General features: G+C 41.9%; 19 protein-coding genes and 2 tRNA genes. 13 read left to right on the top strand and 8 right to left on the bottom strand.

What is annotated here, in order from left to right:
* Window positions 1-70: 70 nt before the first annotated feature.
* The 6 genes from radA to FTU06_RS04155 all read left to right on the top strand — a co-directional run bounded on the left by radA (window position 71) and on the right by FTU06_RS04155 (window position 5,848).
* Window positions 71-1,459, top strand: a complete 1,389-nt coding sequence (gene radA / locus FTU06_RS04180) for a DNA repair protein RadA (protein ID WP_180003350.1) — start codon at window positions 71-73, stop codon at window positions 1,457-1,459.
* Window positions 1,460-1,582: 123 nt separating this feature from the next.
* Window positions 1,583-2,584, top strand: a complete 1,002-nt coding sequence (locus FTU06_RS04175; protein ID WP_180089063.1) for a Tim44 domain-containing protein — start codon at window positions 1,583-1,585, stop codon at window positions 2,582-2,584.
* Between the two features lie 202 nt (window positions 2,585-2,786).
* Window positions 2,787-3,134: a hypothetical protein gene (locus FTU06_RS04170; protein ID WP_078192079.1), complete on the top strand. Its 348-nt coding sequence runs from the start codon at window positions 2,787-2,789 to the stop codon at window positions 3,132-3,134.
* Window position 3,135: 1 nt separating this feature from the next.
* The gene (locus tag FTU06_RS04165) at window positions 3,136-4,887 is read left to right on the top strand and encodes a PepSY domain-containing protein (protein WP_180145114.1); all 1,752 of its coding nucleotides are present in this window, start codon (window positions 3,136-3,138) and stop codon (window positions 4,885-4,887) included.
* A complete protein-coding gene (locus FTU06_RS04160) occupies window positions 4,884-5,222 on the top strand; it encodes a DUF3325 domain-containing protein (protein ID WP_180065030.1) in 339 nt (112 codons plus the stop codon). Before FTU06_RS04165 ends, FTU06_RS04160 begins: the two co-directional genes overlap by 4 nt.
* 113 nt (window positions 5,223-5,335) lie before the next feature.
* Window positions 5,336-5,848, top strand: a complete 513-nt coding sequence (locus FTU06_RS04155; RefSeq protein WP_180003360.1) for a tetratricopeptide repeat protein — start codon at window positions 5,336-5,338, stop codon at window positions 5,846-5,848.
* A gap of 64 nt (window positions 5,849-5,912) precedes the next feature.
* On the opposite strand, the gene FTU06_RS04150 is transcribed toward FTU06_RS04155, so the two are convergent.
* Window positions 5,913-6,437, bottom strand: coding sequence for a cysteine peptidase family C39 domain-containing protein (locus tag FTU06_RS04150; protein WP_180065031.1), 525 nt, complete (start codon window positions 6,435-6,437; stop codon window positions 5,913-5,915).
* Between the two features lie 65 nt (window positions 6,438-6,502).
* Window positions 6,503-7,450: a DUF4424 family protein gene (locus tag FTU06_RS04145; RefSeq protein ID WP_180145111.1), complete on the bottom strand. Its 948-nt coding sequence runs from the start codon at window positions 7,448-7,450 to the stop codon at window positions 6,503-6,505.
* 271 nt (window positions 7,451-7,721) lie between these two features.
* Between FTU06_RS04145 and ahcY the strand changes: the two genes are divergently transcribed.
* From ahcY to FTU06_RS04110, 7 genes are all read left to right on the top strand, one after another.
* Window positions 7,722-9,104: an adenosylhomocysteinase gene (gene ahcY / locus FTU06_RS04140; protein ID WP_180145107.1), complete on the top strand. Its 1,383-nt coding sequence runs from the start codon at window positions 7,722-7,724 to the stop codon at window positions 9,102-9,104.
* A 192-nt stretch (window positions 9,105-9,296) separates the two neighbouring features.
* Complete coding sequence (metF, locus tag FTU06_RS04135) at window positions 9,297-10,133, top strand: methylenetetrahydrofolate reductase [NAD(P)H] (RefSeq protein ID WP_168378282.1); 837 nt, start codon at window positions 9,297-9,299, stop codon at window positions 10,131-10,133.
* A 32-nt stretch (window positions 10,134-10,165) separates the two neighbouring features.
* Window positions 10,166-10,879: a 16S rRNA (uracil(1498)-N(3))-methyltransferase gene (locus FTU06_RS04130; RefSeq protein WP_180145104.1), complete on the top strand. Its 714-nt coding sequence runs from the start codon at window positions 10,166-10,168 to the stop codon at window positions 10,877-10,879.
* Window positions 10,880-11,062: 183 nt separating this feature from the next.
* Complete coding sequence (locus FTU06_RS04125) at window positions 11,063-13,939, top strand: EAL domain-containing protein (RefSeq protein WP_180145101.1); 2,877 nt, start codon at window positions 11,063-11,065, stop codon at window positions 13,937-13,939.
* 140 nt (window positions 13,940-14,079) lie between these two features.
* On the top strand, window positions 14,080-16,359 hold the full coding sequence (locus FTU06_RS04120; RefSeq protein WP_078192090.1) for an NADP-dependent malic enzyme: 2,280 nt from the start codon (window positions 14,080-14,082) through the stop codon (window positions 16,357-16,359).
* An 81-nt stretch (window positions 16,360-16,440) separates the two neighbouring features.
* Window positions 16,441-17,682: a multifunctional CCA addition/repair protein gene (locus FTU06_RS04115; RefSeq protein WP_180145098.1), complete on the top strand. Its 1,242-nt coding sequence runs from the start codon at window positions 16,441-16,443 to the stop codon at window positions 17,680-17,682.
* 161 nt (window positions 17,683-17,843) lie between these two features.
* A complete protein-coding gene (locus tag FTU06_RS04110) occupies window positions 17,844-18,317 on the top strand; it encodes a hypothetical protein (protein ID WP_180145095.1) in 474 nt (157 codons plus the stop codon).
* A 135-nt stretch (window positions 18,318-18,452) separates the two neighbouring features.
* Here the strand turns inward: FTU06_RS04110 and epmA are convergent, their stop codons facing one another.
* The 6 genes from epmA to greB form a co-directional block, all read right to left on the bottom strand.
* A complete protein-coding gene (epmA, locus tag FTU06_RS04105) occupies window positions 18,453-19,421 on the bottom strand; it encodes an EF-P lysine aminoacylase EpmA (protein WP_373683667.1) in 969 nt (322 codons plus the stop codon).
* Between the two features lie 5 nt (window positions 19,422-19,426).
* The gene (locus FTU06_RS04100; RefSeq protein ID WP_180145093.1) at window positions 19,427-20,494 is read right to left on the bottom strand and encodes a 4-phosphoerythronate dehydrogenase; all 1,068 of its coding nucleotides are present in this window, start codon (window positions 20,492-20,494) and stop codon (window positions 19,427-19,429) included.
* Between the two features lie 115 nt (window positions 20,495-20,609).
* Window positions 20,610-21,362 carry a class II aldolase/adducin family protein gene (locus FTU06_RS04095; protein WP_180145091.1) on the bottom strand — a complete coding sequence of 251 codons (753 nt, stop codon included), beginning with the start codon at window positions 21,360-21,362 and terminating at the stop codon, window positions 20,610-20,612.
* A gap of 163 nt (window positions 21,363-21,525) precedes the next feature.
* Window positions 21,526-21,615: transfer RNA gene (locus tag FTU06_RS04090), tRNA-Ser, on the bottom strand.
* Window positions 21,616-21,844: 229 nt separating this feature from the next.
* Window positions 21,845-21,934, bottom strand: a tRNA-Ser gene (locus FTU06_RS04085).
* An 86-nt stretch (window positions 21,935-22,020) separates the two neighbouring features.
* Complete coding sequence (gene greB, locus FTU06_RS04080; RefSeq protein WP_180113919.1) at window positions 22,021-22,515, bottom strand: transcription elongation factor GreB; 495 nt, start codon at window positions 22,513-22,515, stop codon at window positions 22,021-22,023.
* Between the last annotated feature and the right edge of the window lie 323 nt (window positions 22,516-22,838).

Raw genomic sequence — 22,838 nt, 5'->3', positions numbered from 1 at the left:
AAAAACTTGGTTTTTCGATGTATTCACCGCTATGCTGTGACTCAATTTGAGTTTGTGCACAGTAAATATTATGGCGAAAGCAAAAAGTGTCTATCGATGTGAACAATGTGGTGCTGATCATCCCAAATGGGCCGGTCAATGTACCGAATGTGGTGAATGGAATTCATTAGTCGAAGTCAATATTGCACCCGCCGTTACACACCGTGCACAGCCTAAAATGGGCGGTGGCTATGCAGGTCAAGCTGCTGCTGTGACCACCTTAAATCAAGTTTCCGTTTCGCATGAAACCCGTATGGCAACAGGTATTGGTGAATTTGACCGTGTGCTCGGTGGTGGACTGGTCACAGGTTCAGTAGTGCTGATTGGTGGTGACCCCGGCATTGGTAAATCCACTATTTTGCTACAAACCGCAACCTATATGGCGGCGAGTAAAAGCTCTGCCTTATATGTCACTGGTGAGGAATCTTTGTCTCAGGTGGCGCTACGTGCCCAGCGCTTAGATTTACCGACCGATCAACTCAAAGTCATGGCCGAAACCTGTGTCGAGCGTATTTGTGAAGTATTGGCACATGAACGCCCTGCCGTGGCCATTTTAGATTCGATCCAAACCTTATACACCGAGACACTCCAGTCTGCGCCGGGGGGTGTTTCCCAAATTCGTGAATCGGCTGCACTCCTGACCCGTTTTGCCAAAAATAGTGGTACAGCATTGTTTATTGTCGGTCATGTAACAAAAGAAGGTTCTTTGGCTGGCCCTCGTGTGCTTGAGCACATGGTCGATTGTGTTTTGTATTTTGAAGGTCAGTCTGACTCGCGCTTCCGTATGATTCGTGCAGTGAAAAACCGTTTTGGTGCAGTCAACGAGCTTGGTGTATTTGGCATGACCGATAAAGGTCTGCGCGAGGTATCAAACCCCTCCGCTATTTTCCTTAGTCGTTATGATGAAGCCATTCCGGGTTCCATTGTCATGATTAGCCGTGAAGGTACACGCCCACTTTTGGTTGAAGTTCAGGCTTTGGTGGATGATGCGCACGGACAGCCTCGACGCGTGGCCTTAGGTTTAGAACAAAACCGTTTAAACATGCTTTTAGCGGTTATGCACCGTCATGGTGGCGTACAAACCGCTGGACAAGATGTCTATGTCAATGTCGTCGGTGGCTTAAAAATCACAGAAACAGGTTCTGACCTTGCGGTACTTTTAGCCTGCGCCTCTAGCTTAAGAGCTAAAGCCCTGCCACAGCATTTGGCGGTATTTGGCGAAGTTGGACTTTCAGGCGAAATCCGTCCTGTACCCAATGGACAGGAACGACTCAAAGAAGCCATTAAGCATGGCTTCAAAACCATTATTTTACCGCGTGGGAATGCACCGCAAAAACCCATTTCAGGTGTAGAGATTATTTCTGTGGCACGTTTACATGAGGCATTGAGTCAGGCAATTACGCTGACCGATGAGTCTTAGTCACGTTGAATAGTTTATTTTGAATGAATTTTCAATTTTTTACCGATGTTCTATTGAAATTCAGTACAAATGGCGGCATAACTAGATGGCTATTTTAACTTTATATAGATATAGGAAAATTTGATGGAAGTTCGACAGCGTGGTTTGATGACTGCTCTTTTAACAGCAGCCCTTTTGGTAGCGCCGATTGCAGAAGCGAAACGTGCCGGTGGTGGTAAAAGCCATGGTATGAGCCGTCAAGCTGCTCCAACTCAGTCTTATCAGCAACCTCGTCAATCTGCTCCTGTTCAACAGCCTGCAACTGCTGGCGCTCCAGCAAAATCTGGCTCGAATGTGGGCGGAATGGTTGCTGCTGGTGTGGCTGGTGCTGCTATTGGTGCTGTCGCTGCAAATGCGATGGCAGATGACAATAACGGTCAAGCAGCTTCTGAAGCTCAAGCTCAACAACAGGAAGAGAAAGGTGGTATTCCAGGCTGGATCTGGATTTTACTTGCCGCTGCTGTTGCCTTCTTCATTTTCCGTAAGATGGGCGCAAAAAAAAAACTAGCCGCTAACAATCCGTATGCGCCAAACAGCGGTGCAAACAATGCACCGTTTGGCCAGCAAAATGCTGCACCTCGTGCAGGTAATGACAATACGAATATTTTTGGTAATTCTGTAGGCGGTAATTCAGCAGCTTCAAATGCTCCATTTGGTGCAACTGCAGCAACGAACGCGCCTTTTGGTGCTGCCTATACCAACAGCGGTAATCAATTGCCTGATGGTACAGAGCCAGCAACATTTTTACGTGTTGCACGTCAGCGTTTTAATCACATTCAATCGATGAATACAGCAAGCAACATTTCTGAAATTCAGCGTTACTTAACGCCTGATCTTTACCAGTCTATGTATAACGACATTATGGCAAATAAAGATGAAGACGTTGCTGAGTTTTCTAACTTAAATGCTATGGTGGTCGATTCTGCTAACGAAAATGGTCAATACGTTGTAAGTGTGCGTTTTACAGGTACGGTAAGTGAAGACTTAAATAGCCTGCCACAGCCTTTTGCTGAAGTATGGCATTTTGTTAAACCTGCGGGTTCTGATCAAGACTGGTTAGTTGCAGGCATTCAACAAGAGCAATAATGTAGACAATTAAGCATTCATGCATTCTAAAATAGCGGCTCCGGTCGCTATTTTTTCGCCTTTAATTCCCCTCTTTTTAAATCAATTTCTACTCAGCATGCTGAAAAATCAATAATTTTGTGAATACATTATTCTAATTATTAATAATAATTGTTATCATTTAGATTAACTTTAATACAATTTCCAAGCGCTTAAGTATTTTATGAATAGCTCACCACCTGAGGCACTCGTGACACCCCTCACATCTGCGCTGCCTAAAACGCGTAAAGATACTCCTTCTCTATTGACCTATCGCTTGATGATTTTCTATCGCTTTGCCCTCGCTTTAGTGGGCGGATATGTTGTCGCGATGCTATCTGCCATCGTGATCGCAGATGTGTTTAGCGAAGACCGTGGGAGTGCAGCCATGAGTGCAACTTTAATTGCATTTATCCTGTGGAGCTGTGCATTTATTTGGGTCTTTATGGTGAATAAAACCCTCAAAGCAACTTTAGGCATTGTGATCCCTGCGGTGTGTTTGTATGCCATTTACATGATGATGGGAAGCTAAAATGCGTGTTGATGCAAAAGTAGAGGGACCGCGCCAGTCCATGTCTTGGCTGCATACATGGGCTAGCCTAATCTTAGGTTGGTTGCTGTATGCTATTTTCCTGACCGGAACCCTGAGCTTCTTTAAAAATGAAATCAATGTTTGGATGACACCTGAGCTGCATCAATCTGTTCCAGCCAGTTCACAAGTCCAACAAACTCAAGTCGCACTGAATTATTTACAGCAAAATCATCCGAATGCAGGTGCTTGGAATATTTTGCTGCCGAATACGCGTCAAAATGCCACCTTAATTACCGTTCGTGAACAAGGTGAAGACCCTCGCGCACGCCGTGGTGGTAAACAAATCTACATTGATAGTGCTACAGGTGAAGTGCTTGAGCCGCGCGATACGCGTGGTGGTAATTTTCTCTATCGTTTCCATTTCGAACTTTATGGTATGCCACGTATGTGGACGCGATGGTTTGTCGGGATAGCGACACTGTTGATGTTAGTTGCCATCATTAGTGGTGTGATTACTCATAAAAAAATCTTTAAAGATTTCTTTACGTTCCGTTCAGGCAAAGGACAACGTTCTTGGCTCGATGCACATAATGCAACCGCAGTATTTGCGCTTCCTTTCCACATCATGATCACCTTTAGTGGCCTGTTGCTGCTGTTATTTACGATCATGCCTTGGGGGATTGAACGTATTTATGAAAACCGGGGACAATTTTTACAAGAACAAAATCGTGCTTTGGTTCAAGAAAATAAACCTGAAGGACGTGAATCTGCTCAAGGACGCGAAGAACGTGGCGAACGCCCACAGCAAGCCCGTGCCAATTCTGCACAAAACCCAGGTGAAAATCGCGCTGAGGGCCGTGGTGAAGGTCGAGGAGATCGTCGCTCTAAACGTGAAGAGCAACCTGTTGTTGCTGCGCCGCTGACCAACTTAGCACCAATCGTGACTGCGGTTCAGGCTGAATGGAAAACTAATCCTATTAGCACCGTTAGCATCATTGCACCGAATACAGACCAAACTAAAATTGAGCTACGCGCCTTACATGGTGAAAGTGTTGCATATCGAAATGTCTATGCAAGCAAACAATTTGATGGCGTAACTGGCAAAGACTTAACTGACGAAAGTGCCAAGTTAAAGCACCCTTCTGTACCGATGGGTATTTACAATGTAGTGACCACGCTACATGAAGCACGCGGTGTAGACTTAGCTCTACGTTGGCTGCTGTTTATTTCAGGAATTGTAGGCACCCTGATGGTCGCTACAGGTCTCATTTTGTGGTGTGTAAAACGTGCGCCGCAACAGCAAAAACAAGGCTTTAAATCATTTGGCTACCGCACGGTTGAAGTGACCAATATTGCAGCGATTATTGGTTTACCCATTGCCTGTGCAGCATTTTTCTATGCCAACCGTTTTATTCCCTCACAGCTTGAAAACCGTTCGGAATTAGAAATTCGAAGTTTCTTTATTGTTTGGCTACTGACGCTTGTTTATGCGATGTTCCGTACACACCGTCAAGCGTGGCTAGAACTTTTAGCTTTTGCCACAGCAATTTTTGCCTTACTGCCGATTGTAAACTTCATGACTGGTGGTCAACCGCTTTGGAATACCATGGCAAATGGCCAATGGATGATTGCCTCCTTTGATCTTGCAATGTGGCTTTTGGCTATCTTGTTTGCCTATTCATTTTACAAAGTGAAAAAGCATAAAGGACTGCCTGTTAAAAAAGCGCGTGCCACAAAGGAGGCTGAAGCATGATGTTCTTTCTCCTGATTTGGGCACTGAGTAGCTTAGGTTTTTTTGCCTTGGCATGCAGCATGTCTAAACATCAAAAGCAGTTCTACAGCAAAGAACTAAGTGTGGGCCAAACACGGTTAGCCACGTTAGTCGGCTGGGCGCTATTGATTATTGCCTTGATAATTTGCCTCTCACTTGGCACGCCGAGCAATAACATCAGTTATTGGTTTGGCGCGCTGACCATTGCGGCTTTATTTGTCGGGCTATGTATTAGTTATATCGCTGAATATTTTTGGAAAATTATTGGTGCATTGGTTGTCGTATTTGTATTGTCAGCAGTGTTATTGAAATTTTAATTCATTGGACAACGATCTCTAAACATTCTCCAAACATTGAAAGCTAATTTTCGGATTGGCTTTTTTCATGCCAACCGATTAGGCTATGCCTATTCTGCTCTTTTGGATTACACATGTCTGAACTTTCGATCTCTCCTGCTTTATATAACCGCGCCATGGCAGGAAATAAAGATGCTCAATTTGAACTGGCTGAAATTTATATGCAAAGTGAAAATGATGAGCATGTTGAACTTGCTGAAGAATGGGCACTCAAAGCAGCTCAGTTAGGTCATGTAGAAGCGATGTATTGGCTGGGTGAAGGCTATGCAGTCTATGCCAAAGACATGCTCGAAGAAGATCCTGAAGAATCTAAAACCTATTTTGAGCATGCACACCGCTGGTTAGAACAAGCGGCAAAACATGACCATCCTGCTGCAATTTTAGAACTCGCCAATTTTTACCGCCGTGGTGATGTGGTGGAAAAAGATGTCGCTAAATCCATTGAACTGGTTGAACAATCTGCAAAATTAGGTGAAGTTCAGGCCATGCGTGACTTAGCTTTTATTTATGCCAATGGCTTAGGCATCGACGCTGATGAAGAAAAAGCAGATTTTTGGAATGAAAAAGCCAATGTGGCTGAGCAGTAATCCAATTCTTTTCTAAAAAATAAAGCCCATCTCATGATGGGCTTTTTGCTTTTAACAAAATGGCTCAGCTCGCCACATAGTCATTTACATCCACCGTAATGACTTGTCTGCAAATGCCCTCTGCCCCACGCTGCTGTTCAAATACGTCTGCTGGCATGGCATCAAAACTGTCAAAGAAACTGATTTCTGCTTCGTCAATGTCATACACCAAAGAATGATTTCCCACGCCCTCTAGGGTGTCGTAATAGACAATCACAAACTGATTTTGTTCAAAAGCCTGCTGAATTTGTGCATAGCCAATTGCAGGCAATATAGGCAGTTCCAATTGGTCTGCTTCTGCATAGCTGCGTTTTTCACTGTCTTGCAGCTCAGGATCATGCTCTGTGTAAAACTTTACTTGGAAGCCAAACTTCTTTAACCCAACGGCTAAACCAATGGTTGTTGTGCCATGGTCAGCTTCATAAGCGCAAACTTCGATGAGTTGCTGAATGTCTGCATCTATACCTAAGTGCTGCAGCAGCATCCACACCGCATAAATGCCCCCGTTGGCTTCTAAATTTGCCAACTCATCAGGTATTTCCATCGACATATATCAAAACTCAAAATTGCTTATGGACGATGATAAACAAATCGCAGCAGTTTTGCCTGCAAGTTTTAATCCAGACCTGATTTCACATGCACAAAAATAATGTCCAAATCTTGTTTAGGTACAAAATTCTTTTCAACCATTTGAAACTGCGTAGCGCTGATTTTCTTCACTTTACCTGCCCAGCAGAAAGAAACCAGCTCTCCTGCATCACGCTCAATGGTCAGTTTAAAATCTTGAATCGGCTTTGCCCAATTGGCGCCTGTTTTTAAGATATAGCTCAACGCTTGAAATGGCGCATGCTGTGATTTGGCCTTTCTGAGTCCTGCCTTAAACTTTTGATCCATACAATAACTTTGATTATATTCATCAGGATATAAAGCCACAGACCCACCCACCAGCGGTGCATATTGATGCTGTACACGTGTGAGCGCATTGGCTTTAAACGTTTGCTTCCAGCTGTAAATCACCTGAGATGACCATGAAATTTCTTCACTCAAATCTTTGGGCAATACTTTTTGCAGCGCTGCATTTTTACAGTTTCTAAGCTTTGTCTCAAAAGTTTTATATTCAACATCTTGCCTGCTCCACGGATTCAGCATGTCTTTTTCCGTAAATCCGCATTGCTTAAAACTCTCAGTCATATCAATCGGCGCTGTTTTCTCATCTTTCTGAATAAAAGTGCGCACGTGCATTTCAGGCTGAATCGTTTTTCCATTCACCTGAACTTTAAAACTTTTGAGCAGCTTTTCTGTATTGGCAAAATCAGATTCAAAGAAGTTTTCAACTTTTGGCAACGGAAATAAGACCGTTTCAGTGACATCTTTATTGCTTAAATTTTTGAACTGGTAATCGACCTTAATGATTTTTTTACTGATAAACAGGTCTTCACTGAACATTTGAATGTCTTTACTTTTCAGATACTGTACACCGCCTGTTGCCACGTAGCCTGTTGAGTCGTTGGCCGCGACAATAACAGGCCAAAACATCAATAAAGCCATTACGGGTTTAATCATTATTCTTATACTCCTGACCGATTTATGAAATTTAAATATTCGCGACGTAATTTTACAGATCAAAAAACCTATAAGTCAGATATTAAGCATTTTCGGATTGGAACTCACTCTATTTCCAAGTACAATACTGCCCTAGTCGAGGGATGCTGCGACTTTCTTATAGGCACTAAATATAAGATCGCTAGGCTCGACGATTCGGTTGGACACTCGTTCCAATCAACAACGGCATCCGCGAACTGAATGATCAATTGTTTTTATTAAGGAGATCGTGATGAACGCGGTTAATGCTTCATTTACAGATTACAAAGTTGCCGATATTTCACTAGCTGACTACGGCCGTAAAGAAATCAAACTCGCAGAAGCAGAAATGCCAGCCCTTATTGGCCTTCGTAAACGCTATGCAGCGGCTAAACCGCTTGCTGGCGCGAAAATCCTAGGCTGTATCCACATGACTATTCAAACTGCAGTTTTAATTGAAACTCTGGTTGAATTGGGCGCAGAAGTTCGTTGGACTTCTTGCAACATCTTCTCTACTCAAGACCACGCTGCTGCTGCAATCGCTGCTGCGGGTATTCCTGTTTTTGCTTGGAAAGGCGAAACTGAAGAAGAATACATGTGGTGTCTTGAACAGCAAATCAATGTAAACGGCACACCTTGGGATGCCAACATGATTCTGGACGATGGCGGTGACTTAACTGCACTTGTTCACGAAAAATATCCTGAAGTGATTGCAAAAATCCACGGTATTACTGAAGAAACAACAACTGGTGTTCAACGTCTTTACGAAATGCACCGTGACGGTACTTTAAAAGTTCCAGCGATTAACGTAAACGACTCTGTCACTAAGTCTAAAAACGACAACAAATACGGTTGCCGTCACTCTCTAAATGATGCGATCAAACGTGCAACTGACATGCTGCTTTCTGGCCGTCGTGCATTAGTGATCGGCTATGGTGACGTAGGTAAAGGTTCTGCTCAGTCTCTTCGTCAAGAAGGTATGATCGTACGTGTATCTGAAATCGATCCAATCTGTGCGATGCAAGCATGCATGGACGGTTATGAAGTGGTTTCTCCATACAAAAACGGCGTTCAAACTGGCAAAAAAGAAGATGTGAACGTTGATCTTCTTCAAAATACCGACCTGATCGTGACTACAACTGGTAACTACCACGTATGTGACGCAGCAATGCTAGATACACTAAAAGCTGGTGCAGTAGTTTGTAACATCGGTCACTTCGACACCGAAATCGATACTAACTACTTACGTGGTTACAAATGGGTTGAAGTGAAACCTCAAGTACACCAAGTATATCGTACCGAAAATGAAAACGATTACTTAATCCTTCTTTCTGAAGGTCGTTTGGTGAACCTTGGTAACGCAACTGGTCACCCATCGCGTATTATGGATGGTTCTTTTGCTAACCAAGTATTGGGTCAAATGCACTTGTTCGCTGAAAAATTTGCTGATCTTCCTGAAGATCAAAAACAAGCTGCAATCCGCGTAGAACTTATTCCTAAGAAATTAGACGAAGAAGTTGCTGCTGCAATGGTTGCAGGTTTCGGTGGCGTATTAACGACTTTGACTCAAGAACAAGCGGATTACCTCGGTGTTCAAGTTGAAGGCCCGTTCAAAGCTGAGGCTTATAAATATTAATTGACCCTCACCCCATCCCTCTCCCAGAGGGAGAGGGTGACAGCTTCGTTAAATTGTATTCAGGATTAAAATCTTATCAATTTAATAAGCTGGGTGTTTAACCCTGCATAATTCAGTAATGAATACTCCTCTCCCTTTGGGAGAGGTCAGGGAGAGGGTAAACAAATAGTATTTATAAAAAAGGATTTGAACATGTCAAAACAGATTCCTATTTCCTTTGAGTTTTTCCCGACCAAAACTGATGCGGGCGCGGAAAAACTTAAAGTTGTACACCAAGAACTTCAATTATTAAATCCTGAATTTTTCTCTGTAACATACGGTGCAGGCGGTTCTACCCGTGAACGCACTTTGTCTACATTGAATGATTTCAACGGTAAAGGCACACCGGTTGCCCCTCACCTGTCTTGTATTGGTGACAGCAAAGAACGTATTGCTGAATTGCTAGATTTGTATAAATCGCAAGGCATTGACCGTATTGTTGCGCTGCGCGGCGACTTGCCGTCTGGTCAAGTAGGCTTAGGCGAATTGCCTTATGCAACAGATCTTGTGCGTTTCATCCGTGAGCACACTGGCGATCACTTCAAAATTGAAGTTGCAGCTTACCCAGAAATGCATCCTCAAGCAGACAGCTTTGACCTCGACATCAAACGTTTCTGTGATAAAGCCAATGCGGGCGCTAACGCAGCACTCACACAGTTCTTCTTCAATCCAGATGCCTACTTCTACTTTGTAGAACGCATTCAAAAAGAAGGCGTGAACATTCCTGTAGCGCCAGGCATTATGCCGATTACCAATGCAAGCAATTTAATCCGCTTTGCTGATGGTACAGGTGCAGAAATTCCTCGCTGGATTCGTAAACAGCTTGCGACTTATGGCGATGACACTGCTTCTATCAAAGCTTTTGGTCATGAAGTGATTGTTAAACTTTGCGAACGCCTGATTGCTGGCGGTGCGCCAAGCTTGCACTTCTATACCATGAACACCACTGACCCTACACGCCAACTTGTGAAAGACCTCGGTCTAGCATAAGACATTTCGACCTATTTGAGAGTAAAACTTTAATGCCACGTTTTTATATTGAAGCTGATTTAACTGTTGATACGACTGTTGAATTAACGGAAACAGTGTTTCATCACTGGGTAAAAGTTTTACGTGCTCAAGTAGGCGAAACAGCCACTTTGTTCAATGGGCAAGGTGGCGAATACCATGTTGAATTGGTTGAAATCGCTAAAAAGTCGGCTGCCGTCCAAGTTTTGCAATTCAATCCAAGCAATCGCACACCACATTTTACGGCACTATTGGGTCAAGTGATGAGCAAAGGCGACCGCATGGATTATGCGATTCAAAAAGCGGTGGAACTCGGTGTTTCTGAAATTCAACTACTCACTTCAGAACGTTGTGAGATGCGTTTGAAGTACGATCGTGATCAAAAGAAACTTGACCATTGGCAAGGCATCGCTATTGCTGCTTGCGAACAGTGTGGACTCAACATTGTTCCTAAAGTACTTCCGCCTCTTTCCCTTGAAAAATGGTTGGAAAGTGACCTACCGACAACAAAATTGGTACTCGCACCCAATAAAGATGTAGTTGATGTATTAGCTGATGCTGACCCGCACGTTGCCTTACTGATTGGCCCTGAAGGTGGCTTGAGCGAAGTAGAGATCAGCGCAGCAAATGAGAAAGGTTTCGTGAACTGGTGTATCGGTGAACGTGTCCTTCGCACAGAAACTGCACCTGTAGTTGCACTTTCAATTTTAAATTATAAATTTATTTAATTTTTACTCGATAGTTCATCTGAAATCATCAATGATGGCATCCTTGATATTGCTTTTTATTTGTAACGCAATTACCCTAGAGTCAATAAAAACAAATGATTTGTTACCAAGAATAAACAAATACTCTCAGGAACAATACAAATACAACGATCTAGATTTAGTTAAGGCAGGGTTTTTATATTCATGACGTATAAACAAGATGAATATATCAAGCAGTACAATCATACTGCGCAAATTGCGAACACGATTCGCCATAGCCGCTATTTTTTAGTCAGTATCCTGATTATTTGCTTATATATTTTTTCGATATATCAAATTTTTTATAAATCGCCATCTTTGTATTTCAATATTTGGTTTATTTTTACAGAAGTTTTTGTCAGTTTATGCTGGCTGATGAGCACCGTTTATTTTAAACCCGAACAATATTCACTGATGATTGCGCATCGTTGGCTACAATTTCAGTGTTTTTCTGTCGGCACACTGATTGCGAGCGGTATTTTTTTAATTTTTTATTATTTGCCTGCGACCAATCAAAGCTTTGAACCAATTCAAGCCCTGACGCTCTCTGCCCTACTCTTGATCGTGACGCAAACCTTTGGTTTGACCTATTTGACGCAAAAACTTAATTATTTTTGTTTGGCATTTATCCCATCTATTGTGCCGTATCTGATTGCACAGTTCTTTTTTTTAGATGGCTCAAATCACTTATTTAGCTTGAGTATTAATTTTGGGCTCATTGTGATTCTAATGTGCGCCATGACGTCATATCGAATTCATCGTCGTGTATCGACTTTACATGCTAAAAATAACCTACTGGTCGATAGTGCCAAGCAACAAGTCAAATGGACTGATGAACTGTGTCAGCAGCTCCAAGATGAAGTCAACAAATCACGAGACATCGAATTACAGCTACAACTGGGTAACCAAATCCTTGAACAGAAAGTTAAAGAACGGACCTTCGACATTGAGCAAATGAACAAGGATTTAGAAAACCAACAAGCCAATTTAGTCCTTGCGCATGAAATCGCCGGTTTACGTCCTTGGGATTGGAATATCAAAGACCGTAAAATCGTTGTCACCAACTATAAGCAAGAAAAAACCCTTAGACATTCGAAAGAGCATCAGCAACAGTTACAACATGTGATCCATCCTGATGATATCCCACATTTTAAATCAGCGATGATTCAACATCTACGTGGATTTAAAGACCGTTATGAGGCCACCTATCGGATTCAAAACAGTCAAGGAAAATGGAGTTGGGTACATGATATTGGACGGGTCATTCAACGCGATCCAAATAATCGTAAGCCATTGCGCATGGTCGGTATTCGACGTGATATCCATCAAGAACGGACATCTCAGGAACGTTTAAAACTTGCAGCCAGCGTACTCGAACAAGCTGCTGAAGGGATTTTCATTTTAAATGAAGAGCTGTGCTATATCGAAGTCAATCCGTTTTACGAACAATTAACCGGCTTTAACTACGACCAAATTATTGGTAAACATCTTTTTGATATCACTGCAAATTACAAATCAATTCAACGTAGTATGCACTATTCGATCATTACACAAGTGCTGAAAATTGGTGAGTATGATGGTGAATTGCACGAAAAATTTCTTTCAGGTAAAGAACTGACGCTATGGATGCATATTAATGCCATTACCGATGATCAAAATCGCGTCACCCATTACATTGGAATTGTCTCAGACCTGACCGAACGTAAATTGCAAGAACAACGTTTATCTTATTTAGAAAATTATGACACTTTAACGGATTTACCGAACCGTTTTTATTACAACTATCAACTGCATCAGTATTTAGTTTCGCAACAAGATTCGATTAAACAGTTGGCCGTCATACGTTTAAACATCGACCGTTTCCGTCCATTAAATGAATATCTCAGTAATAATGGTGGTGACGAGCTGTTACGCCAAGTCGCACAGCGTTTACGTCTAACCAATGCCGAAGCTCTGTTTGTCGCACACTTAAATGGCGATGATTTTGCGATTGTGTATGAAATTTCACACATCCGCCCTTCTGTGCAAGAGCATTGTGAACGCATCAATAAAGCCTTTAGCATTCCATTTAATATTTTTGGCCAAGATCATGTCATCACTTTATCGATGGGCGTCGCGTTCTACCCTGAGCATGGCCGTCAGCTAGATTATCTAAATAACTGTGCAGAACAAGCGCTGAGCGAAGCCAAAAATTTGGGTGGCAATACTACACGTTATTATTCCAATGAAAATACCGCATTATTAGAGCAAGGGATCTTCTTGGAACGCGACTTGCGTAAAGCCATTCAAAATAATGAGCTGGTGGTGTATTACCAACCGAAGATCAATTTCCGTGATAAAAATATTTACGGTTTTGAAGCCTTGGTGCGCTGGAATCATCCTGAAAAAGGCTTAATACCACCGGGCTTATTTATTCCTTTAGCAGAACAAACCAGTTTAATTTCCGATATCGGGCGTTTTGTCCTGCAAAAAACCGCACAGCAAATTCGCTTTTGGAATAATTTGGGTTATCAAAATATTTGTGTATCCGTCAATATTGTTGCACAGCAACTGCGCCGTGGACAATTATTAAATGATCTCGATGAAGCGATAGATGCCAATCAGATTGATGGTGCCAGTCTGGAACTGGAAATTACAGAATCTTCTTTGGTCGAAAATCTAGATTCAGTACGTGAACTGTTAAATGAAATAAAAAAACGTAAGATCAATATTTCACTTGATGACTTTGGTACGGGCTATTCTTCTCTATCCTATCTAGCTGATTTTCCAATTGATATCTTAAAAATAGACCGCAGTTTTATCTCTAAAATTGGTGAAAATAAACAATTGGCCATCGTCAGTGCCATGATTGCCATGGGTAAAGCGATGGGCATGACGGTAGTCGCTGAAGGGATTGAAACTGAACAGCAGTTACAGTATCTACAAGACTTAGAATGTGACATTGCTCAAGGCTATTTTTTCTCTAAGCCACTGCCACAAGAAGAGGCAACCGTGTTCCTTGAAAATAATATCTCTTCGCCTGCTTATACTTACTTAATATAAGTCACTATGCCTGAGCTATAAGATTGTCTGAAAAAGACGCGACTTCGACTGTCCCAACTGTGCAACTAATGTTATATTCAAGCGGATAAAGCAAGCATTGCAGCTTTATATTGGATAAACAAAACACAATCGAGATACAGATGGACGATCAATCTTTAAAACAGCAGGCTTTGTATTATCACGAATTTCCAACTCCGGGGAAAATCAGCGTTACACCAAGCAAACAATTGGTCAACCAACACGATTTAGCCCTCGCATACTCGCCAGGTGTCGCTGCACCTTGTTTAGAAATTGAACGCGACCCATCTACTGCTGCACTTTACACAGCGCGCGGTAATCTTGTTGCTGTAGTCAGTAACGGTACAGCCGTACTGGGCTTAGGTAACATTGGTCCTTTAGCGTCAAAACCTGTTATGGAAGGTAAAGGCGTTCTATTCAAAAAATTCGCTGGTGTTGATGTTTTTGACATTGAAATTGCTGAAAACGATCCAGACAAAATCGTAGATATCGTTGCAGCATTAGAACCAACTTTCGGTGGTATCAACCTTGAAGACATCAAGGCCCCAGAGTGTTTCTACATCGAGCAAAAACTTCGTGAACGCATGAATATTCCTGTGTTCCATGATGACCAACACGGTACATCGATCATTGTGGGTTCTGCATTACTGAATGCACTTCAACTCAATGGCAAAAAAATTGAAGAAATCAAAATTGTCGCTTCTGGCGCAGGTGCTGCTGCCCTTTCATGTTTGAACTTACTTTGCGCACTTGGCGTGAAAAAAGAAAACATCGTTGTGGCAGATTCACGCGGTTTATTGACGACTAAACGTGAAGGCTTGGATGAGTCGAAAAAGGCATACGTTCAGGACATCGAAGGCTCTCAGCTTGCTGATGTAATGGAAGGTGCGGACATGTTCCTTGGTCTTTCTGCAGCAGGTATTTTGACCAAAGAAATGGTTAAAGTCATGGCGAAAGATCCGATTATCTTTGCCCTTGCTAACCCAGACCCTGAAATTCTTCCTGAACATGCACATGAAGCACGTCCAGACGTGATTATGGCAACTGGCCGTTCAGACTATCCAAACCAAGTGAATAATGCACTTTGCTTCCCTTATATCTTCCGTGGTGCACTAGATGTTGGCGCAACCACGATTAATGAAGAGATGAAGATTGCTTGTGTACATGCGATTGCTCGCATGGCACATGTCGAAGCTGATGCTGCATCGTATGGTGAAAAATCTGCTTCATTTGGTCGTGATTACCTCATTCCCCGCCCATTAGATCAACGTTTGATTCTTGAGATTGCACCTGCTATTGCACAAGCAGCGATGGATTCCGGTGTTGCAACTCGTCCAATTCAAGACTTCTCTGCGTATCGTCAACGTTTGTCTGAGTTTGTTTATAACTCTGCATTCATGATGAAACCAATTTTTGCGCAAGCAAAAACTGATCCAAAACGCATTGCCTATGCTGAAGGTGAAGATTTACGTGTACTTCGCGCAGTACAAATTGCAGTTGATGAAGGTTTGGCAAAACCAATTCTTGTAGGCCGTCCTGCAGTCATTGAAGCAAACATCAAAAAATTAGGTCTACGTCTTGAAGATGGCGTGAACATCACTATCGTCGATCAAGAGAAAAACCCTGATTACGATAAGTTTGCTGACGATTACTACAGCATCATGCAACGTAAAGGTGTAACGCCTGAATACGCTCAGCGTGAAGCACGTCGTCGTTCAACACTTATCGCGGCAATGTTGGTTCGTCATGGTGTAGCTGACGGTATGCTATGTGGTACTTATTCTAGCTATGACATTCACTTAGACTTTGTCAGCAATGTGATTGGACTAAAAGAAGGCCGCAATAACTTCTTTACGCTGAATGCATTGATGCTTGAAGACCGTAACTTGTTTATTGCTGATACTTACATTAACCGTAATCCAACAGCTGAACAACTTGCTGAAATGACTATTTTAGCGGCTGAAGAAGTACGCCGTTTTGGTATTACACCGCGTGTAGCATTGCTTTCTCACTCAAGTTTCGGTTCTGACCAAAATGATCCTAGCGCACAAAAAATGCGTAAGGTTTATGATATTTTGTCAGAAATTGCACCTGAACTTGAAGTTGAAGGTGAAATGCATGGTGATGCCGCACTGGATGAAAATATTCGTCATTTCGCATACCCGAACTCACGTTTCAAAGGTTCTGCGAACTTGCTGATTATGCCGAATCTGGATGCAGCGAACATTTCGTTCAACTTGTTGAAATCAACATCGGGCAGTAACGTGACGATTGGCCCAATTCTTTTGGGTGCTGCAAAACCTGTTCATATTTTAACACCAACAGCGACAACTCGCCGTTTAGTGAATATGACTGCATTAACAGTTGCAGAGATTCAAGAAAACGAAAAACTAGCACTCTAATTTAGTTGACCTGAACACACTTTGTGACTTGAGAAAACCTCTGTTCTGTAGCATGATTGCTCTAAGAATAGAGGTTTTTTCATGCAAGTTTATTTAGTAGGCGGTGCAGTTCGAGATCACTTGCTCGGGCACCCCTATCACGAAAAAGATTATGTCGTTGTCGGTGCAACGCCGGAACAATTACTTGCTCAAGGTTATCAACCTGTGGGTAAAGATTTCCCTGTTTTTCTTCATCCAGAGACCAAAGACGAATATGCCTTAGCCCGTACAGAACGTAAGTCTGGACATGGGTATCATGGCTTTGAATTTTATACCGACGTCAATGTCACACTCGAACAAGATCTCATTCGACGTGACCTCACGATCAATGCGATTGCTATGGATGATGCTGGCCAAATTTATGATCCCTACCATGGTCAACAAGATTTAGAGCGCCGCATCCTTCGCCATGTTTCTGATGCCTTCGTCGAAGATCCTTTGCGAGTTCTGCGGATTGCACGTTTTGCGGCACGTTATAAAGCTTTAGGTTTTAAAGTGGCTGATGAAACACTGGAACTGATGCAAGAGCTTGCTCAATCTGGTGAGCTTGAAGCCCTTACACCTGAACGTGTATGGAAGGAAACGTCCCGTGCCTTAATGGAAGACCACGCAGATGAATATTTTGAGGTCTTAAGAGCCTGTGGCGCTTTAAAAGTCTTGTTCCCTGAAATTGATGCGTTATACGGTATTCCACAGCGTCCTGAATATCACCCTGAAATAGACTGTGGTATTCATACCATGATGTCGTTGCAGCAAGCCTGTCGTGCCAATTATTCTTTGGATGTTCGTTTTGCTGTACTTGTACACGACTTGGGCAAAGCACTCACTCCAGTAGATGAGTTACCACGCCATATCATGCATGAAGAACGTGGGGTAAAACCGGTTACCGAAGTCTGTGACCGTATGCGTGTACCCACCAATACCAAGCAATTGGCCATTTCAGTATGTAAAGAGCATTTAAAATGCCATCAAGCCTTGAGTTTAAAACCGGGGACATTATGGCGTCTGTTACAACGTATGGATGTACTACGCCGTCCTGAACGCGTAGAGGCCTTTGTACAAGCCTGTGAATGTGATTCACGTGGTCGCTTAGGTTTAGAGGATCGTGCCTATCCGCAAGCTCAATACGTTTTAGATGCTATGCAGGTGGTTCGTAATATTAAGGCTTCTGACTTACCTTCAGATGTGAAAGGCCCTGATATTGGTGAAATGTTGATTCAGAAACGAATTGAAGCTATCGGACAATTCAAGCATGAACTCGGCCATAACACGCCTACAGCTTAAAATAAATCCTCTCAGAAATGAGAGGATTGACTTTCATCATTGCTGTTAAGCCTGCCGAAGTATTTTGAAATAAATGAAAAATTGAAATAATCTAGTGTCATCTCTGAAAATTAAATACTGATACTCAACCCAATTTAAGACTGGTAAAAAGAATAAAAATAATGAAGAAACAACTTTCCAATATATTGATTGCTATTGTCTTTTGCGGACTCCTAGTAGGGATGGGCTTTACCCAAACCCTTTTAAAAAGTTTGCCACAGCTCATCATGATATTTTTTGGAATATTAGCCCTAGGCTCCTTAATAATTAAGCGTTCATTTATAAGCTCTATTCCTTTTTATATAGTTTTGGGAGTTATGTTTTATATTAATATTTTTCTATTGGCGAGCGCTACTGTGGATTTTATTCATCCACATCAAGACTGGACTACACAGAATGACGGGAGTATTGATAGAAGCCCAAATTTAAACTGGCTGTGGGCGATAATTGTCTCCTTTTTTCTTTCCCCACTCAGCATTGTTTTCTATCATAAAAAAATTCAAAGAAATAAAGGTCTTGAAATAGCCTTTATTACTCTTTTTATTATTGTTACATTGATAATTTATATAAAATTTGAGCTACTCTGCTGTAATTAAATTGCATCTTTTATAAATATTTAGACATATTATCGCTAAATCACAATCTATACGTTGATAGGCCTTTTTAAATTTGAAAGCTATGCTGCTGTCTAAAATGTATAAGCATTTATAGACAGCAGCTATTCAGTTCACTTATGACACAGCTGCTGGAAAACTAATGACTTTTTCAAGCTTTAGCTGATTCATAGCCACCATTAGCAATCGATCAATACCTAAGGCTATACCTGCACACTCGCTCATATGCGGTAATGCAGCAAGCAAATATTCATCAATCGGCATCACATGCAACCCAAGTTTAGCGCGCTCTGCATTATCTGCCTCAAAACGACTGCGTAAAACATCCGCATCAATCAGTTCATCATAAGCATTCGCTAACTCTAAACCTTCGATATATAGCTCAAATCGTGCTGCAACCAATTCACCATCTTCGTCCACACGGGTTTTCGCCAAAGAAGCCATTTCCGGTGGAAAATCTGTAAGGAACACTGGCGTATCAAAACCGAGGCTCGGCTCAACATAATGCGAGAACAATAAATCGATATAGCCTAAACGGTCTTCACCCAGATCTAAGCTTAGTCCCACACGACGACAGCAATCTTTCAGATCTTGTAAAGAAGCTTGTAACGGGTTCAAATCCAAACGATCCATAAAGGCATGCTTATAGCTCAAAATAGTTGGACGAACTTCACCAAAGCGCTGTTTCAAAGTTTCATTCAATAAGTCCGTCACTTCAAACATCAAGTCTTTTAAGCTAAAACCCGGACGGTACCATTCCAACATGGTGAATTCACTGTTGTGTTTACGTCCATGTTCATCATCACGGAAAACTTTACAGATTTGGTAAATAGATCCACTGCCACTTGCCAACAGACGTTTCATGGCAAATTCAGGTGAAGTTTGCAAATAATGCGTTTGCTTTTGACCATTCACATGGCGCTGAGCCTGTACCGATGCTAAATGCACATCGGTGACACCCGCTTGAGAAAGCACAGGTGTTTCCACTTCTAGTACATCACGTGCCGCAAAAAACTGGCGAATTTGAGCATACATCGTGGCACGTGCACGAAGTGCAGTGAGTTCACAACTCGGTTGAAAGTTCATTTGACTCATGCTGCAGGGCCTCCATGCGCAGCCCATTCACGGCGTAAAGGATAGGTTTTACGTAAATAATCAAAGGCTTTTTGATCCACCTTGCCGTCTTTTAGGCAAGCACGTAAGTTTGCATCATCACGAGCGATATCATAAATATCTTTTAAATAACGCTGTAATACCGTCTTAAAGTCAGCACCAGTAAAATACTGCTCACAGACGGGTAACTGACTTTCAAAAGCTTTATTTATCGGTTGATTAAAAGTTTGGCAGAATGCCCCATAGATCATCTGTGTGCCACGTGCTTTACCTTCCAAGCTATAGCCGGCAATATGCGGTGTCACCACATAAATTAAATCTAACAACGCTGCTGAAATCTCTGGCTCATGTTCAAAAACATCTAAGACCACTTTACGCTGAGTCTGTTGAATATCAGCAATTAAGGCAGATTCTTCGACCACTGGACCACGCGCGGAATTAATCAAGATCGCAGTTGGCTTCATAGCAGCAAGGGCAGCAGCATTGATTAAATGATAGGTTGGATGTTCACCCTCTTTGGTCAGTGGCACATGGGTACTTATCGCATCTGCATTTTTTAACAGTTCTGCAAATTCAACTTGTTTCGCCTGATCAGATTGCACAAATGGATCATAGCCAATGACATTCCAACCGAATAATTCTGCCATGACTGCCAAACGTGAACCGACATTACCTAAACCAACGATGCCCAAGGTAAATTGTTCATTTGCATTCAACAATTCAGGTTTGACATAAAGCAATGCAGTAATCACATATTCTGCAACCGCTTGTGCATTACAACCTGCGGCATTTGACCAAGCAATGCCCTGCTTTTCTAAAGCAGTAATATCTAAATGATCTGTTCCAATCGTAGCACTACCGACAAATTTGAGTGCGGTCTGTTGAATTAAATCTGCATTTACCTGAGTCACCGATCGTACCAACAATGCATCGGCATCTTTGACATCTGCATGGGTCAATGTTCGACCTGCCGCTTGCTTTATTTCACCAAATTCGGAAAAAAAATACTCAGTAAATGCCAGATTTTCATCTGCAACGATTTTCATAGTTCATCTCATAGTTCCACTATGAACATGATAACGCGTTGCTCAAGCCATGACTATTCTTCTGCACATAAGGCATAGCACCTATACTCTATGAGCTAGATGATTGAAAATTATATTATCTGCAATAATCTGACTGCTGATCGTCAATTAAGGACAAGGCCGCCTGCCAAGCCGCTTGAATAATGGGCTCGGCCATCGGATTTTCAAACTGCTGCAACGTATGTTCACAAACCTTCGGACTTGGATAATGCAATGTAGCACTCGACAATGCTTTTACTTGAATTTGACAAGCTCGTTCTAAAAAGTAAATTTCATGAAATGCCCGCGCCACACTATCTCCAGTCGCAAGCAAGCCGTGATTGCGTAAAATCATGCAGCGATAATGCCCCATATCTTGTACCAGTCTTTCACGCTCTTCAGTTGAAAAGGCAATACCTTCATATTCATGATAAGCAATGTTCTGATAGAACTTTAATGCTTGTTGTGAGATTGGCAATAAACCATGTTCCTGTGCAGAAACCGCCACACCATCCGCAGTATGCGTATGAATCACGCAATTAATATTTGCACGCGCATGATGTAAGGCAGAATGAATCACAAAACCTGCCACATTCACCATCTTCCCCGCATCATAGGCTTCAACAATTTTACCTTCATGATCAATTTTGACCAAATCCGAAGCCGTCATTTTGTCAAAGGTCACACCATAGCGATTAATCAGAAAATGCTCAGGTTCATGACTTAAACGCAGGCTGATATGGGTATCAATTAAGTCGGTCATTTTATAATAAGCCACCAAGCGATACAGTGCCGCCAATTGACAACGCGCTTGCCATTCCAGTTCATGAATAAGCTCTGATTTTTGCATGGGTGAATTCCTTTTCCAAATCGATTGATCTTGTTTTCTGTTTATTGTGAATAATTAATAGCATGTCATATCCATGCTGTATATCAGCTTCGCCTGTCGAAAAAATAATTCAAAAATTTTAGGCAAAAAAAACCCAATGTAAAACATTGGGGTTTTTTGAATATGGCGGAAGCGGTGAGATTCGAACTCACGGAGGACTCGCGCCCTCGTCGGTTTTCAAGACCGGTGCATTAAACCGCTCTGCCACGCTTCCATGGCCGCTATCATATAAATAAAAATTCAGCTTGGCAAATTATTTTGCCTTATTTTGAACACATGGCGAATCGTTCATACAAAATTTAGGCGATTGTAAAATTTTGGCTTCGAACTGAAAAATAGAAGCTGAATCAATATGTATTAAATTGAGATCAAGGCAAAATGCATTGCCTAAATTTACGCATATAAAAAAACCCTGATGTTAAAAACATCAGGGTTTTTGAATTTGGCGGAAGCGGTGAGATTCGAACTCACGGAGGACTCGCGCCCTCGTCGGTTTTCAAGACCGGTGCATTAAACCGCTCTGCCACGCTTCCATGGCCGCCATCATATAAATAAATTTCAACAATGGCAAATTATTTTGTAAAAAACACGTTCAATTGAACAAAATAAGAGCAGTCTGTTATTTTTCAGTACTTTCGCCCATTTCATAACGAATTGAATTGATATACCAACATTTTTTTCCCAGCGGGGTCAGCACTTCGACCTCATCATCCACTTGCTTGGACAGGAGTGCTCGAGCCATAGGTGAATCAATCGAGATATGCTGCGGATGATGATCATAAATTTCATCCCCCCCCACGATCCTTAGCGTTTTTTGTTCACCGTCTTCATTTTCAATATCGACCCACGCCCCAAAATAGACTTTCCCTTTTTGTTCGGGTGAATAATCGATAATACGTAGCTCTTCCAAACGTTTTCCCAAGTAGCGTACACGTCGGTCAATTTTGCGTAATAATTGCTTATTATATTGATAATCCGCGTTTTCCGAACGGTCGCCAAGACTGGCCGCCCAGTTCACTTTTTTGGTAATTTCAGGTCGTTCTTCATGCCATAAATGTTGAAGTTCAGCGACCAATAAATCGTGTCCACCACGGGTAATTAAGTTAGATTTCATGATGATTTTTCGGCCTTGAGCAAGCGCTGATTTTTACAAAACATGCCTATTTTATCCTCCATTTCTACACAGGCAAAGTATATAAAATTTATTCGCAAACAAAATCAATTATTTATGTTACATATTTTAATATTTTTTCGTACAAAATTTGACAAGTATTTTTTTGCTTATTATTATGCGCACATCTTTTAGGCTTGTTTAATTTTTATCCAGTGTAGATTTTCTACATATTTCCCGAAAACCCCTAGTCATTTTTGAATGACGTCATGACTGCCCAACCCTTATTGAATTTATCAAACTTGAAAAAGTCTGAGGCGTGTTTG

The sequence above is a fragment of the Acinetobacter sp. YH12052 genome (assembly GCF_013419835.1).
Lineage (GTDB): Bacteria > Pseudomonadota > Gammaproteobacteria > Pseudomonadales > Moraxellaceae > Acinetobacter > Acinetobacter amyesii.
The sequence above is the reverse complement of the archived record's forward strand: the minus strand, read 5'-3'. Positions and strand labels throughout refer to the sequence as shown.

Bases quoted from the DNA above. Each gene is read 5' to 3' on its own strand.
- FTU06_RS04115 (WP_180145098.1), top strand. From the start codon at position 16,441: ATGCAAGTTTATTTAGTAGGCGGTGCAGTTCGAGATCACTTGCTCGGG.
- FTU06_RS04150 (WP_180065031.1), bottom strand. From the start codon at position 6,437: ATGTCGATGGAAATACCTGATGAGTTGGCAAATTTAGAAGCCAACGGG.
- FTU06_RS04130 (WP_180145104.1), top strand. From the start codon at position 10,166: ATGCCACGTTTTTATATTGAAGCTGATTTAACTGTTGATACGACTGTT.
- FTU06_RS04120 (WP_078192090.1), top strand. From the start codon at position 14,080: ATGGACGATCAATCTTTAAAACAGCAGGCTTTGTATTATCACGAATTT.
- FTU06_RS04155 (WP_180003360.1), top strand. From the start codon at position 5,336: ATGTCTGAACTTTCGATCTCTCCTGCTTTATATAACCGCGCCATGGCA.
- FTU06_RS04100 (WP_180145093.1), bottom strand. From the start codon at position 20,494: ATGAAAATCGTTGCAGATGAAAATCTGGCATTTACTGAGTATTTTTTT.
- FTU06_RS04175 (WP_180089063.1), top strand. From the start codon at position 1,583: ATGGAAGTTCGACAGCGTGGTTTGATGACTGCTCTTTTAACAGCAGCC.
- epmA (WP_373683667.1), bottom strand. From the start codon at position 19,421: ATGAACTTTCAACCGAGTTGTGAACTCACTGCACTTCGTGCACGTGCC.
- FTU06_RS04170 (WP_078192079.1), top strand. From the start codon at position 2,787: ATGAATAGCTCACCACCTGAGGCACTCGTGACACCCCTCACATCTGCG.
- FTU06_RS04160 (WP_180065030.1), top strand. From the start codon at position 4,884: ATGATGTTCTTTCTCCTGATTTGGGCACTGAGTAGCTTAGGTTTTTTT.
- FTU06_RS04125 (WP_180145101.1), top strand. From the start codon at position 11,063: ATGACGTATAAACAAGATGAATATATCAAGCAGTACAATCATACTGCG.
- FTU06_RS04110 (WP_180145095.1), top strand. From the start codon at position 17,844: ATGAAGAAACAACTTTCCAATATATTGATTGCTATTGTCTTTTGCGGA.
- radA (WP_180003350.1), top strand. From the start codon at position 71: ATGGCGAAAGCAAAAAGTGTCTATCGATGTGAACAATGTGGTGCTGAT.
- FTU06_RS04165 (WP_180145114.1), top strand. From the start codon at position 3,136: ATGCGTGTTGATGCAAAAGTAGAGGGACCGCGCCAGTCCATGTCTTGG.
- metF (WP_168378282.1), top strand. From the start codon at position 9,297: ATGTCAAAACAGATTCCTATTTCCTTTGAGTTTTTCCCGACCAAAACT.
- FTU06_RS04145 (WP_180145111.1), bottom strand. From the start codon at position 7,450: ATGATTAAACCCGTAATGGCTTTATTGATGTTTTGGCCTGTTATTGTC.
- FTU06_RS04095 (WP_180145091.1), bottom strand. From the start codon at position 21,362: ATGCAAAAATCAGAGCTTATTCATGAACTGGAATGGCAAGCGCGTTGT.
- ahcY (WP_180145107.1), top strand. From the start codon at position 7,722: ATGAACGCGGTTAATGCTTCATTTACAGATTACAAAGTTGCCGATATT.
- greB (WP_180113919.1), bottom strand. From the start codon at position 22,515: ATGAAATCTAACTTAATTACCCGTGGTGGACACGATTTATTGGTCGCT.